The sequence below is a fragment of the Nitrospirillum guanabarense genome (assembly GCF_034653355.1).
In the GTDB taxonomy this organism is placed as follows: Bacteria; Pseudomonadota; Alphaproteobacteria; order Azospirillales; family Azospirillaceae; genus Nitrospirillum.
The window spans coordinates 158,643-171,581 of the sequence record NZ_JAYEER010000003.1 but is presented as its reverse complement, the minus strand read 5'-3'; the positions used below and the strand labels follow the sequence as shown (position 1 = coordinate 171,581).

11 protein-coding genes and 2 tRNA genes are annotated in these 12,939 nt (G+C 67.8%); 4 read left to right on the top strand and 9 right to left on the bottom strand.

All coding sequences use genetic code 11. The annotated features are described in order from the left end of the window. Window positions 1-39 precede the first annotated feature (39 nt). Complete coding sequence (locus UAA55_RS10125) at window positions 40-957, top strand: DMT family transporter (RefSeq protein WP_322952569.1); 918 nt, start codon at window positions 40-42, stop codon at window positions 955-957. Here UAA55_RS10125 and UAA55_RS10120 read toward each other — a convergent pair. The 3 genes from UAA55_RS10120 to UAA55_RS10110 all read right to left on the bottom strand — a co-directional run bounded on the left by UAA55_RS10120 (window position 954) and on the right by UAA55_RS10110 (window position 2,828). Further along, window positions 954-1,802, bottom strand: a complete 849-nt coding sequence (locus UAA55_RS10120) for a class I SAM-dependent methyltransferase (RefSeq protein WP_322952568.1) — start codon at window positions 1,800-1,802, stop codon at window positions 954-956. The two genes, UAA55_RS10125 and UAA55_RS10120, sit on opposite strands and share 4 nt — an antisense overlap. Further along, window positions 1,799-2,146, bottom strand: a complete 348-nt coding sequence (locus UAA55_RS10115; RefSeq protein WP_322954438.1) for an SRPBCC domain-containing protein — start codon at window positions 2,144-2,146, stop codon at window positions 1,799-1,801. Before UAA55_RS10115 ends, UAA55_RS10120 begins: the two co-directional genes overlap by 4 nt. Window positions 2,147-2,273: 127 nt before the next feature. After that, window positions 2,274-2,828 (bottom strand): nuclear transport factor 2 family protein, encoded by a 555-nt coding sequence (locus UAA55_RS10110; RefSeq protein ID WP_322952567.1) that lies wholly within the window; start codon window positions 2,826-2,828, stop codon window positions 2,274-2,276. A 217-nt stretch (window positions 2,829-3,045) separates the two neighbouring features. Between UAA55_RS10110 and UAA55_RS10105 the strand changes: the two genes are divergently transcribed. Continuing rightward, the gene (locus tag UAA55_RS10105; protein WP_322952566.1) at window positions 3,046-4,800 is read left to right on the top strand and encodes a DUF885 domain-containing protein; all 1,755 of its coding nucleotides are present in this window, start codon (window positions 3,046-3,048) and stop codon (window positions 4,798-4,800) included. Between the two features lie 30 nt (window positions 4,801-4,830). Here the strand turns inward: UAA55_RS10105 and UAA55_RS10100 are convergent, their stop codons facing one another. Next, window positions 4,831-6,789 carry an FTR1 family protein gene (locus tag UAA55_RS10100; protein WP_322952565.1) on the bottom strand — a complete coding sequence of 653 codons (1,959 nt, stop codon included), beginning with the start codon at window positions 6,787-6,789 and terminating at the stop codon, window positions 4,831-4,833. A gap of 118 nt (window positions 6,790-6,907) precedes the next feature. Then, a complete protein-coding gene (locus tag UAA55_RS10095; protein WP_322952564.1) occupies window positions 6,908-7,801 on the bottom strand; it encodes a LysR family transcriptional regulator in 894 nt (297 codons plus the stop codon). 95 nt (window positions 7,802-7,896) lie between these two features. Here UAA55_RS10095 and UAA55_RS10090 point away from each other — a divergent pair, with 95 nt between their 5' ends. Beyond that, entirely contained in the window at window positions 7,897-8,877 is a 981-nt protein-coding gene (locus UAA55_RS10090; protein ID WP_322952563.1) for a zinc-binding dehydrogenase, read from the top strand. Window positions 8,878-9,067: 190 nt separating this feature from the next. Here the strand turns inward: UAA55_RS10090 and UAA55_RS10085 are convergent. The 3 genes from UAA55_RS10085 to UAA55_RS10075 form a co-directional block, all read right to left on the bottom strand. After that, window positions 9,068-9,144: transfer RNA gene (locus UAA55_RS10085), tRNA-Arg, on the bottom strand. A 49-nt stretch (window positions 9,145-9,193) separates the two neighbouring features. Beyond that, entirely contained in the window at window positions 9,194-9,499 is a 306-nt protein-coding gene (locus UAA55_RS10080; RefSeq protein WP_322952562.1) for an ETC complex I subunit, read from the bottom strand. A 112-nt stretch (window positions 9,500-9,611) separates the two neighbouring features. Further along, window positions 9,612-9,688, bottom strand: a tRNA-Pro gene (locus UAA55_RS10075). A gap of 687 nt (window positions 9,689-10,375) precedes the next feature. Between UAA55_RS10075 and UAA55_RS10070 the strand changes: the two genes are divergently transcribed. After that, window positions 10,376-12,241: a flagellin N-terminal helical domain-containing protein gene (locus UAA55_RS10070; RefSeq protein ID WP_322954437.1), complete on the top strand. Its 1,866-nt coding sequence runs from the start codon at window positions 10,376-10,378 to the stop codon at window positions 12,239-12,241. Between the two features lie 156 nt (window positions 12,242-12,397). Here UAA55_RS10070 and UAA55_RS10065 read toward each other — a convergent pair whose 3' ends face one another. Continuing rightward, window positions 12,398-12,751, bottom strand: coding sequence for a hypothetical protein (locus UAA55_RS10065; RefSeq protein WP_322952561.1), 354 nt, complete (start codon window positions 12,749-12,751; stop codon window positions 12,398-12,400). Between the last annotated feature and the right edge of the window lie 188 nt (window positions 12,752-12,939).

Here is a 12,939-nt window from a genome sequence, read left to right as displayed (position 1 = left end):
GGCGATGCCGGCGCCGCAGCCGTTCATCGGGTCGCCACCATGTCCCCCATCCTGGGCCTTTACCTGACCGCCGTCCTCATCTGGGGATCGACCTGGTACGTGATCGAGTTCCAGCTGGGGGCCGTGGATCCGGCCGTGTCGGTGGCGTACCGCTTCGGCTTGGCGGCCGTGCTGCTCATGGGCTGGCTGGTGGCGCGGGGGCAGAAGGTGATCCCGCCCCGGCACGCCTGGCGGCAGGTGGCGCTGGTCGGCGCCTTCACCTTCTCCACCAACTACCTTCTGGTCTACCTGGCGACCGAGCGGCTGCCGTCCGGCCTGGTGGCGGTGGCGGGCTCGGCGCTCAGTCTCATGAACGTGCTGAACGCCCGCCTCTTCCTGCGCCAGCCCATACGTCCCCTGGTGCTGCTGGGCGGGCTGATCGGCATGACCGGCGTCGTCCTGCTGTTCCTGCCGGAACTTCAGGTGGACGGCCTGACGGGCAAGGCAGCGGTGGGCCTGGCCCTGGTCATGCTCAGCAACGTCAGTGCCTCGCTGGGCAGCATCTGCGTGCAGCGCGGCGCCAAGCTGGGCGTTCCCCTGCTGCCGGCCACGGCGTGGAGCATGGCCTTCGGCGCCGTGCTGATGGTGGGCGTGGCCCTGGCCCGGGGTGCCGTCTTTAGCTTTCCGGCCAGCCTCAGCTACGCCGCGTCCTTGGGCTACCTGGCCCTTTTCGGCTCGGTCATCGCTTTTCTGGCGTACTTCTCCCTGATCGGCCGCATCGGGGCGGACCGCGCCGGCTACATTGCCGTCATGATCCCCATCCTGGCGCTGATCATCTCCACCGTTTTCGAGGGCTATCACTGGTCGGCGGCGGCCTTCATCGGCCTGGCGCTGGCGGTGGCGGGCAACCTGCTGGTGCTGGGGCCTAGGACCTGGCGCAAGCCGGAGGCGGACGCCGCCTCGGCGACCGCGAGCTAACCCTCAAATTCCACCCGCACCAGGCCGGGCAGCTTGTGGCGCAGGGCGGGTGTCAGCCGGAACAGCGTGTCCACCAGGCGGGGCAGGCCGCGCGGCATGCGGTAGTCCAGCGTCTCCACCACCGCCACCTGGGGCGACCAGCCGCGCAGGGTGGGGACCACGGCATCGGCGTCGATGCCCCAGGGCATGGGCGGGATGCGGTAATGCGGCGTGCGGTGCAGGCCGCGCAGGGTCAAGCGCGACAGCCAGGCCGGCACGGTGTCGAACACCAGTTGCCCGCCGGGGAAGCGCTGGGCCAGGGTGGCCACCAGCCGGCGCACGTCCGCTTCGGCCAGATACATGAACAGGCCCTGGGCCACGAGGTGCACGGGACCGTCGCCCGTCACCGCGTCCATCCAGGCCGGATCGCGGGCGTCGGCCGCCAGATGGCGCGTGCGGGTGTCGGAGGGCGGCAGGAAGTGGTCCCGCAACGCGATGCCCTCCGGCAAATCCACCGTCAGCCAGCTCAGGCGCCCATTGTCCACGCGGTGGCGCTGGGTCTCCAGCCCTTCGCCCAGCGAGACGACGGTGCCCTCCGGATGCTGGTCCAGCCAGGCGCGCAGCAGGGCGTCGATGGCGGCGGCGCGCGCGGCGTGCGAGCCGTCGGCCCGGCCGAAATGCCTCTCGAAATCATAGGCCAGGGCCTGGTAGATGCGCACCGCCTCCGGGTCATGGAAGCGGCCGTTGGGGCGCATGGCCTCCGCCGCGCGGTTGTGCAGGGTCCACAGCATGGTCTCCGGCACGCCAGTCAGGCCAGGCTGGGTCAGGCCGGGGGAATGCTTGGGTCGCTGGTTGTCGGGACTCATGAAACAACGCTTCCGGCCATGGTGTGCGCCAGGCTGTCCAACCGCGTCCGCCACCAGCCGCCCTGGCGGTTCAGGAAGGGCAGGTCGTCCAGGCCGTGGCGGGCGGGATGGTCGGGCGGCAGGGCCTGCCAGCCGCGATGCTCCACCCGCACCCGGGTGTGGTCGCCGTCAGGCCCGGGGGAGGAAATGAAAAGGACCTCCACCTCCGTCGCCTCTCCTGGGGAGTAGTTGGTGCCGCGCCAGCTGAACATCAACCGCCGCCCCGGTTCCCACGCCAGGATGCGCCCGACCTCATGGCATCCGCCGTCATCATACCGCTCGACGAAGCGACCGCCTTGGTGCAGCCCGTCGGGCCCCGGCTCGAAGACACGGCGTTGTGCGGGCGCTGCCGTGAAGAACGCTTCCCATAGGACATCCTCCTCCTGACGACCAAGGATCGATGATGCACCATCAGATTCCGGGATTGAACACCTAGAACACGTCCCTGCCGTCGGGGGCGCCGGCCGGCACCGGCTGGCTGACGGACCAGTGCTCCACCACCTTGCCGTCCAGCACCCGGAAGATGTCCACCACCGCCTGGCCCTGGTCGCCCGGGCTGGGAATGGCGTGCACGTGCAGCGCCACCAGGTCTCCCTGGGCGATGCTGCGGACCACATCCACCTTGGCATCGGGATGATGCTGGAAGAACGCGGCGTAGGCGTCCTGCAGGGCGCGGCGCCCGTCGGCCAGGCCGGGGGTGTGCTGCCGGCAGTCCTGGGCGACGTAGCGGTCGGCGGCGGACAGGTCGTGCTTGTTGAAGAAGGCGTCGTAGAAGGCCAGCACCGTCTGGCGGTTGGCCTCCCCCTCCGCCGCGCTGTCGGGAATGCGGGTGCTGGTCGCGCCCGCCGCCTGGTTGGCCGGGGGTGGGGAGGCCTGGGCCGACACCAGGCCGGAACCGGCCAGCGCGGCGCCCAGGGCCAGGGCACGGAGGGTCAGGCGCATCTCTTCCTCATCGGGGCTGGACGACGCGGGAAAGGCGGGCTTCAAGGGCGGTTTCCCCATCTCGCGCCCAATCCCGTGTCGGCCTTTACCTGCACCGGCATTGTGGCGACTCTGGGGTGGTGGCGTGGAAGGGTTGGGGCCACGGCACTTATACGAGTTGGAGGGCTCCGCCCTGGCGGGCTTCGGCTATATTGGATAAAATATTTGACATATAATATCCTATCATCAACCCTGATGGGATACGACGGGCAGCAGGGGGGCGATGATGAACCGTACCGCGGTCGCGCTGGCATTCACCATGGTGGCGGTGTCTTCCGTCGCTTCCTCCGCCTGGGCCAAACCCGCCGCCCCGATGGCGAAACCAACCAGCGGCGTCGACGCGGTCATCGCGGAGTACGAGGGGCTGGCGCGCCAGACGGACGGCGACGACGGCCCCGGCTGGCCCGATGTCGGCAAGGCCGCCGCTGACCGCCGCGCCCAGGGCTATGCCGTGCTGAAAGCCCGCCTGGACAGGCTGCCGCCCTCGGCCCCCGATGGCGAGGAGGCGCTGACCCGCCGCCTGCTGGACTGGCGTCTGGGCGTGCTGGTGGAGGGGGCCAGGTTCGACGAGGACCGCATCCCCTTCGACAACGGTGACGGTTTCTTCAACACCGCCAACTACGCCGCCGCCACCACCGTCATCCGGACGGAGGCGGACGCCCAGGCTTGGATCGCGCGCCTTCGGGCCTTGCCTGCCTACTATGACCAGCAGATCGCCAACATGCGGCGCGGGCTGGAAACCGGCTTCGTCCAGCCGCGCCCCACCGCCACCTCGGTCCTGAACATCCTGAAGATCGCGGCTGACCAGTCGGCGGAGGCCAGCCCCCTGCTGGGGCCGCTGAGGGCGCTGCCGGCCACCATTCCGGCCGATCGCCAAGCGGCCCTGCGCGCCGACGCCCTGGCGGCGGTGACCCAGGCGGTGAAGCCGGCGCAGGCGAAGCTGATGGCCTTCTTCGAGCAGGACTACGTGCCCCATGCGCGCGACACGCTGGGTGCCAGCAGCCTGCCCGGCGGGCGGGAGTACTACGCCTACGCGGTGCGCCGCTCCACCACCACCGACTTGACGCCCGACGCCGTGTTCGCGCTGGGGGAGCGGGAGGTGGCGCGCATCCGGGGGGAGATGGAGGCCGCGATGCGGGCCACCGGCTTCACCGGCACATTGCCCGAGTTCATCGCCAAGCTGCGTACGGACAAACAGTTCTACGCCCCGGATTTGGCAACGTACGTGGAAAAGGCCAGCGAGATCGGCAAGCGCATCGACGGCCTGCTGCCCCTGTGGTTCGGCAAGCTGCCGCGCCTGACCTGGACCATCCGGCAGAAGCCGCCGGAGCAGGAGGGCTCGTCCAGCGGCTATGACCTGGGCGACCCGGTGAAGGGCGTGCCCGGCCGCGTGGTGGTGGGTGCCAAATCCTTCGGCGACCCGCTGTTCGGCCTGCCGTCCTGGATCCTGCATGAGGGCGTGCCCGGCCACCACCTGCAGATCGCCCTGGGGCAGGAGCGCACGGATCTGCCGGCCTTCCGCCGCAAGGACGAACCCACCGCCTTCATCGAGGGCTGGGCGCTGTATGCCGAACAGTTGGGCGAGGATATGGGCGTCTACCGCACGGACTACGAACGTTTCGGCCGGCTGTCCTTCGACATGTGGCGCGCCTGCCGCCTGATGATGGACGTGGGCATCCATTGGAAGGGGTGGAGCGCCGATCAGGCCGCCAGCTGCCTGCGCGACAACACCGCCCTGCCGGAACGCGTGGTGCTGGGCGAGACGCAGCGCTACATCGCCTGGCCGGCCCAGGCCCTGGCCTACAAGGTGGGCGAGCTGAAGTTCCTGGCGGAGCGGCGGCGGGCGGAGCAGGCGCTGGGCGCCCGCTTCGACATCCGCGCCTTCCACGACGCCCTGCTGGACGACGGCCCCATGCCCATGGACATCCTGCACGACCAGATGGGACGCTGGCTGGCCCGCCAGGGGGCCAAGCCGTAACCCGCCGCCGGGCGCTTGAGGGGGAAAGCCTTAGGCTTTCCGGCCGGCCCGCAGGGCATTATACGCGAAGCCGGCGGCGAGCGCGGCGGCCATGACCGCTTGCGCCGCCACGGTTTGCGCCGTGGGGAACAGCCCCACGATCTCCACGCTGGGCACATGGACCAGGGGGATGACGTCCAGCCAGCCGGCCTCCTGCAGGGCCTTCACGCCCTTGCCGGCCAGCACCACGGCCAGCACGGCCATCAGCCCGGAACTCCAGGCGAAGAAGGCGCCGATGGGCAGGCGGCGGCTGTAGCGCAGCAGCCCCCAGGCGATGGCGGCCAGCAGCAGCACGGCCGCCCCGGCGCCGGCCAGCACGGCCATGTGCGCCCCCTCCGCCCACAGCGCCATGTAGAACAGGATGGTCTCGAACACCTCGCGATAGACCACCACGAAGGTCAGCAGGAACAGGAACCAGGCCGACTGCCGCGACAGGGCGTGGGACAGCTTCTCCTTGATGTACAGCTGCCAGGCGCCGGCCTGGGACTTGCCGTGCATCCACACGCCCACCGACAGCAGCACCAGGGCGGCGAACACCGAGCCCAGGCCCTCCGTCAGTTCCCGGCTGGCGCCGCTGATGGACACCAGGTAGGTCGCCGCGGCCCACGTCGCCAGGCCGGCAGCCAGGGCGGTGGTCCAGCCCAGGTGGACATGGCGCAGCACATCCGCGCGCCCGGCCTTGCGCAGGAAGGCGATCATCGCCACCACGATCAGCAAGGCCTCCAGCCCTTCGCGCAGCAGGATGGTGAAGGCGCCGACGAAGGTGGAGGCGTCGCTGGCGGCGGCTGGCGAGAGCGCATGCTCCGCCTCGGTCAGCAGGCCGGTGATGGCCTGGGCCTGGGCGCGCACCTCGTCCGCCGGCCGGCCTTGGCTGATGACGCCGCGGAAGGCGCCCATGGCACTTTCCACGCGGGTCATCAGGCCGCCATCGCGTGCCTTCAGGATGGGCTCCACCGGCTCGAACCCGTCGAGGTAGGCGGCCAGGGCCAGGTCACCCGCCGCCTTGGCGTCGCCGGCCTCATAGGCCTTCACGGCCAAGCCCAGCTTGGCGCGCGCGATGGCCAGGCTGTCGTTGGCCTTGGGCATGACCGCGTCGGGATGGGTGCGCAGATAGGCCAGCAGCGCCTGGGCGTCGCTGGCGCCCACCTTTTCCTCCAGGGCGGCCTGCGAGGTCTGGGTGAGGGCCTCCAGATTGGGAAACAGGGCGGGCAGGTCCGGCCGCGCGCGCCACAGCGCCTCGCCCGCCTGGATGTCGCCGGGGGTGAAGGCGAAGCTGCCGGCGACGAAGGCCAGGGCCCAGCGGTCGTCGGCCGGCAGGTGGGCGAAGCTGACCATGGGCGTGCCGTCCAGCCCCTGCTCGATCACCTGTTCCAGGGCGAAGACGCTGCGCTGCCGTGCGCGCCCCGCGTCGCTGAAGGCCACGGGGCGCGGTTCTAGCGTGACGCCCACCGGGCCGTCGCCCTGGCCGGTGGCGCCATGGCAGGCGGCGCAGTTCTCCGCGTAAAGGGCCCGGCCCCGCGCCAGGCCCGGCGGGGTGGTCGGCGCCAGCGGCACGGGATAGGCGGCCAGCAGATCCCGGCCCAGGGCGCGGGCCAGGCCCGCCACCTCGACCGGGGACGCCTTGGCGGCGATGGCGGCCTTCAGCGCGTCGGCCTGGGCCTGCAACTGGGGCAGGACGGGGGTGGGCGGCAGCTCGGCCATCCGCTCCCGCGCGCTGGCCGCGAACTCCGCCTGTTCGGCATATTCGCTCTCGCTGGTCACCCGGCCGTTGGCCACGGCGCCGGCATAATCCACCGCCACATAGTCCAGCAGCCGCCAGATGGTTTGCGCTGGGGCCGCTTCCACCGCCCGGGCAGGCAGGGCGATCGCCAAGCCCAGCAGCGTGAAGGCGACGGCGAGAAGGTGATGCGGTCTGACCATGGTGCGGCCCGGCTGAGAAGTGCGAGTCATTCTCAGTAACCCCGTCGCCGGCCTTTTTGCAAGCATGGACCGGCGCGCGTCTGCCTTGTGGGGGCGCCATGGGAGGCATCGCCGCCACCGTCGGAAACGACCAGACCCGCCGCGCAGGCTATGCGGGCGTATCCACTTGGGCCATCGCGCTCCACAAGGCGGCGGCAACCGGTCCCGGCATATTGCCAGCTTTGCGCGCTGCGACGATGTCGACTGAGCCGCCTCGGAACACTGAGTTCGCGATGGATTGAAGTCGGCCTTTCTTAATATCCTCGGCCACAAGGTAATCGGGCATATGTCCCCAGCCCAGGCCCTGCAGGATGACCTCACGCTTCATGATTTGGTCGGTTACCGAACAGGTCCTCGCGCCGTCGATCATGAAGTACTCCCGATCGGCGGGCATAACCGCGCTGTCGCGGATGACGCACTGAGTGAAGTCTCGCATGCGCTCGACCGTTGCCGCCTCGGCTGGAAAGGTCAGGAAGCCCGGCGCCACGACGGGGATCAGTTTGACCCGGCGAAGCGGGAGGGTTTCGAAGCGGGTGTCGCCCTGTTCGACGTGATGCAGGATCAAATCGGCACGGCCGTTTTCGAGCAGCTCCCAAGGGGCCGATAGCGTCTCGAACCGCAGATTGAGGCGAGTCTGTGGGTGTCTCGCAAAGAAGTCCTTCAACAGCTCCAGCATGGGGGGCAACGGTGTCAGGTCGCCGATGACGACGGTCAGTTCGATCTCGTCTCCCGCAGCCACGTGGTCGGCATAGACAAGCAGCCCGTTCACTTCGACCAGCACCCGTTGGGCGCGGGCCAAGAAGGCGGCGCCTGCGGGGGTGAGCGTCAACCTATAGCCGCTCCGGTCGAACAGGGTGAAGCCGATCTCCCGTTCGATGTTGGCGATCGCGGTGTGCAAGGTCGGATGGGTGCGACCGAGACGCGCCGCCGCCGCCTGCAGAGAACCCTCCGCCGCTACGGCGTCGAGCACTCGAAGCTGGGTTAAGGTCATGGCGCGCGGCATGGTTCAATCTACAATCATGGGCGAAACTTTGTAAAATCTATTGGCGCAGCCCGGCTTTATCTTTGTGGTCACTCGCGAACAGGGAGGACCGGGACATGCAGGCGATCGTGATCAAGCAATATGGTGGGCCGGAGGTTTTGGCGATCGAGGAGCGGCCCGATCCGGTGGCGCGGGCCGGTCATGTCCTCATCGAGGTCAAGGCCTTCGGCCTCAACCACGCGGAAATCTACTTCCGGCGCGGGGTATGGGGCGAGGTTGCGGAGATCAGTGGCATTGAGTGCGCCGGTCTCGTCAGGTCTGATCCATCGGGCCAATTCCGCCCGGGTCAAACCGTCGTCGGCCTCGTCGGCGGGATGGGGCGAAGCCTGAACGGCAGCTATGCCGAGCTTACCCTTGTTCCCGTAAGTAACGTCGCCGCGGTCGAAACCAACCTGTCCTGGGAAGATCTCGCGGCGTTGCCGGAGTCCTACGCGACGGCGTGGTCGGCGATCATCAGCATCCTGAAGCTCAAGCGCGGGCAGACATTGGTTGTTCGCGGCGCAACCTCGGCGCTCGGCCAGGCAGCGGTTAACATCGCCGCCGACCTGGGCGCGCGAGTAATCGGCACGACACGGCGATTTGCGCGCACAGGCCTGATCGAGGCCGCCGGCGCTCACGCTGCCATGATCGAGGGGCCGGAACTATCAACCACCCTGCGTCGGGAATACGAGGACGGCGTCGATGCCGTCCTCGATATCGTGGGGAACTCGACCGTGCTGGACTCGCTGGCCATGCTGAAGCGGGACGGCGAGGTATGCCTCATCGGCTTCCTGGGCGGTGGAGAACCACTCAGCTTACAGCCGGTATTCAACATCCCGAGCGGGCGGCGGCTGAGCGTCTTTGCAAGTGCCCTGGTCTTGGGCGGCCCTGAATTTCCTCTATCGGAGGTTCCGTTCCAGTCGCTCATCGATAAGGCGACCTCAGGCGCCTATCGCGCGGCACCGGCCCATGTGTTCGGCTTCGACGATATTCGCGAGGCTCACAGCCTCATGGAATCGGGTGACGCGAAAGGGAAGATCGTCGTGAGCCTTGGCTAGGTAACTATCGCCACGGTCTGAAGACGGAAGGACCCTAAGTTATCATAGCGTTAAAAGATAAAAAGCCCGCCGCAGAGAACCTGCGGTGGGCTTTTTCACAAGACCCTCACCAAACTATGGTGCCATTTAAGGCAGCTTATGGCCGAAAAAGGCCAAACTATGCTGCCTCCCACACAGGCGGTCTGAGCGGTGGCGACCCCAGCAGGACTCGAACCTGCGACCTACCGCTTAGAAGGCGGTTGCTCTATCCAGCTGAGCTATGGGGCCCCGAGGCGGCCCCCGGGCCCGAGGGCCGGGGCGCCCGATATCAAAGAGATCAGAAGCGGCCGACGCGGGGGCGGTCGGTGCGGAAGTTGTCGGCGTAGTTCTTCGGCCGGACGATGCGGTCGTTGTGGGTGATGACCTCGTAGGCCCAGCCCTTGCGCGTGGCGTAGGCGATGGCCTCGTCGGCGCTGTCGAACGTCAGCTTCACCTGGTTCAGGGTGTCGCCTGAACTGGTCCAGCCCATCAGCGGTTCGGGCCGGCGGGCGGTGGCCAGTTCATATTCCAGCATCCATGAATGGGTCTTGGCGCGGCCGGACTGCATGGCCGTCTTGGCCGGCTGATAGATACGAACCTGCATCTCTGGAACGTTCCCCGGTTGAACGAAACACCCGATGCCCGCCGTCCGGCGACCCCGGCCGACAGGCGGCTTCAAGAAACCGGTCGTTGCCATCCGGCGCCGGTCCGGGCGATGGTCGGGGCGCCCGGATTCGAACCGGGGGCCTACGGTTCCCAAAACCGTCGCGCTACCAGACTGCGCTACGCCCCGAAACCATCGCGAGCTAGGGTTTACGCGGTTCGCGGGGCCATGGTCAATGAGGAAAGCGGGCGGGCGCGCGGCAACCCAGACCCGCCCCGCTCCCGGTTTTCCAGCTGGAATCCCAGCCGGTCAATTCACCAAAGAGTGGTGTGGCGCCCGGCAAAAAGCGCCACGGCGATGGCCGGGGTCGACCGGCGGCCCGGATTCCCCGCGTCGGTGGGAGGGCTTGGCCAGCCGTTGGCGCACCCATTCGCGGCCCCTCAACCAGGAAATCCCGACCGCCCTCGGCGGTGCCACCCGGCAAATTTGACCGGGCGGGGGGAAATTCCGACCGGTCCGATTGTTTGCATTCCTGCCGATGCCCGGCGGGCGACACCAGGAAACTCCTTTATTTACAGGTGGATAAATACCGCTTCGCGCTGTTGGCACGGTTTCTGCGGTTAACCGGCCGAACCTAACCGTCCATCAGAGGAGGTTGATGGCGTCCATGCCAGCGTAGCGCCCCCGGGCAACCCCGGACCAATCCGTCCCGCCATGTCGGCAGGAACGGGTTGCCGCCCGGAGACGGGGACTTAGGCCCCCCCGGCAGCGGGCGGGTGGTGCTCTCCGGTGGCATGGGACCAGCAGCTTGCTCTCGCCAGAAGGATCAGACCGGCCCAAACGGCCGCCCTCCGGCAGCTCAAAAGGAGATAGATGATGTCCTCTCAAGTCGCCCTTTCTTCGGCAATGCGTTCCAACCTGCTGTTGCTGCAGAACACCAACAGCTCGATCGACAAGCTCCAGGCGCAACTGTCCACGGGCAACAAGATCAACAGCGCGCTGGATGGCCCCACGGCCTTCTTCGCCGCGCAGGGGCTGAACCAGCGCGCCAGCGACCTGTCCACCTTGAAGGATGCGATGGGTCAGGCCGTCAGCACCATCAAGGCGGGCAACCAGGGCATCACCTCCATCCAGAAGCTGATCGACCAGGCCAAGGGCCTGACGACCTCGGCCTACTCCAACCTGGGCAACGATCCCGGCGCCATCGCGACCCGCAAGTCGCTGGCCGACCAGTTCAACGCCATCAAGGACCAGATCGACAAGCTGGCCGCCGACAGCGGCTACGGCGGCAAGAACCTGCTGGCCGGCAGCGGCCAGACCTTTGACGCCACCTCCGTGTCGCGGGCGACCATCAACTCCATCACCGGCCTATCCAACAGCCGCGTCACCAATGTGACCACGTCGGACACCTATTCCATCCGCGTCTCCGGCACGGGTGACATCTCGGGCAGCGCCGGCGACATCGCCTCCACCGAAACCGCTCGTGGCCTGTTCGGCCTGAAGGTTTCCGGCAAGCTCAGCTCGACCGCCGGCAACTTCTCCGACGTGTCGATCGAAATGCGCGGCGCCGTGGGCCAGACCCGTACGGCCGTGATCACGGAAGGCACCGAATCCCGGTCCATCACCTTCTTCGACAACACCCAGGCTGCCTCGAATACCCTGACCACCGCGGGCGTCTCCGGCACCCCCCAGAAGTCGACCATCAGCATCACCGGCAATGTCGACCAGGGCGACACCTTCACCGCCACGGTCAACGGCACCTCCTTCACTTACACCGCGTCGGCCGGTGACGTGGCGGCACCGGACGCGGCCACCCGCGAAGCCAACATCGCCGCCGGCTTGGCCGGCAGGATCAGCGCCGCCACCGCCGCCGGCGGCTCGCTGTCCAGCTTCACGGTCACGCCTCCCGGCACCGGCGTCAACAGCTTCACGCTGACGGCTCCCGGCAGCACGGGCACGGCCAACACCTTCACCCTGGGCACCTCGGCGACCAACGCCCTGACGAAGAACATCTCCGTGTCCTTCTCCTCGGGCACCGTGGTGTCGTTCACGGTGGATCGCACCACCCTTGAGGCCCTGGGAACATCGGGTAATGGCGTCTCAACCGTCGAAAAGGATGTGGACGTCGCCGTCACCGCCACCGACCTGAACGGCGTGTCCATCACCCGCTCGGGCGACAACGATCGTGGCAGCGGCAAGCTGGCGGACGGCGAAAACGCCATGTCCTTCACCACGGGCACGGTGCGTATCAACGTCGACCCGACCAAGATCATGCAGGCGGCGTCGGCCAGCGCTTTCGCCAACATGACGACGACGCAGCAGACGGCGGCGAACACGCAGAACGACCTGTCGGTGCAGTTCAACGAGACCAACACCAACTCGCTGACGGTGAAGTCCACCAACGTCACCACCGACGGCCAGGGCCTGCGTCTCGACTATGCCCAGAACGACTTCCTGGACCGATCGGACATCGATGCCGCGGTGGCCCAGCTGACCTATGCCACGAACCAGCTGCGGTCGGCCGGACAGACGCTCAGCACCAACCTGAACGTCATCCAGACCCGGTCCGACTTCACCGACGCCTTCAACAACGTCCTGTCGGACGGCGCCGACAGCCTGGTGCAGGTCGATCAGAATCAGGCCGGCGCCGAGTTGCTGACCCTGCAGACCCGCCAGTCGCTGGGTGTCACCACCCTGTCGCTCGCGAACCAGAGCCAGCAGGCCATCCTGAAGCTGTTCTAATCGGCGACGGCGACGGCGGGGACGGGGGCGGCGTGGCAAAAGGCCACCGGACCCCACCCCGCCGGCCCGGTGCAAGCGGCGACGGATACGGAAAAAGGGCGGTCCCCAGGGGCCGCCCTTTTTCTGTTCATACCCAGGGTCCTGGCACCGCGTGGATCATTCCACCCCCAGAACGACCAGGCGCGCCGGCTTCTTGAAATTCATGGTGATCATGAGGGTGGCCCGCCCCTTGATGACGTACAGGGCCTTGTCGGCCACGACGGGCAGCGGAACGTTGCGGGACATGCAATAGCCCACCAAGGCCGCCTGCAGCTCCTGCTCCGGGATGGCGACGTCGTTGGCGGCGCCGTTCAGCGTGACGGACAGGCGGGCGGTGACGCCGCGGTTGACCGTGTATTCCAGGTTGGTGACATCGCCTTCGGGGAAGGCGTCGTTCAGCTTGCGCCGCCGTTCCGTGATGGCGCTCACCACCTCGCGGTCGGTGAAGACGATGCAGCGTAGTTCCTTCATGCGCTCGCGTTCCGGGCAGGCGGGGACGCGGGAACTCTACGCCAGGTGTCCGCGCCGCCGCCAGTTGCAAATATCCTTCGCCCATCGCGCGCCGCCGGTCCGGAAGGATAGGCGCGGCCGGGCTGCGGCAAATTGGCCGATGGGGGCGATGGTGGGAATTTTTTTTGAAAAGCACCCGCCGGGTTTCG

Excerpts from the sequence above, each read along its gene's own strand:
- UAA55_RS10070 (WP_322954437.1), top strand. The coding sequence starts at position 10,376 with ATGTCCTCTCAAGTCGCCCTTTCTTCGGCAATGCGTTCCAACCTGCTG.
- UAA55_RS10065 (WP_322952561.1), bottom strand. The coding sequence starts at position 12,751 with ATGAAGGAACTACGCTGCATCGTCTTCACCGACCGCGAGGTGGTGAGC.
- UAA55_RS10120 (WP_322952568.1), bottom strand. The coding sequence starts at position 1,802 with ATGAGTCCCGACAACCAGCGACCCAAGCATTCCCCCGGCCTGACCCAG.
- UAA55_RS10125 (WP_322952569.1), top strand. The coding sequence starts at position 40 with ATGTCCCCCATCCTGGGCCTTTACCTGACCGCCGTCCTCATCTGGGGA.
- UAA55_RS10105 (WP_322952566.1), top strand. The coding sequence starts at position 3,046 with ATGATGAACCGTACCGCGGTCGCGCTGGCATTCACCATGGTGGCGGTG.
- UAA55_RS10095 (WP_322952564.1), bottom strand. The coding sequence starts at position 7,801 with ATGCCGCGCGCCATGACCTTAACCCAGCTTCGAGTGCTCGACGCCGTA.
- UAA55_RS10080 (WP_322952562.1), bottom strand. The coding sequence starts at position 9,499 with ATGCAGGTTCGTATCTATCAGCCGGCCAAGACGGCCATGCAGTCCGGC.
- UAA55_RS10090 (WP_322952563.1), top strand. The coding sequence starts at position 7,897 with ATGCAGGCGATCGTGATCAAGCAATATGGTGGGCCGGAGGTTTTGGCG.
- UAA55_RS10100 (WP_322952565.1), bottom strand. The coding sequence starts at position 6,789 with ATGACTCGCACTTCTCAGCCGGGCCGCACCATGGTCAGACCGCATCAC.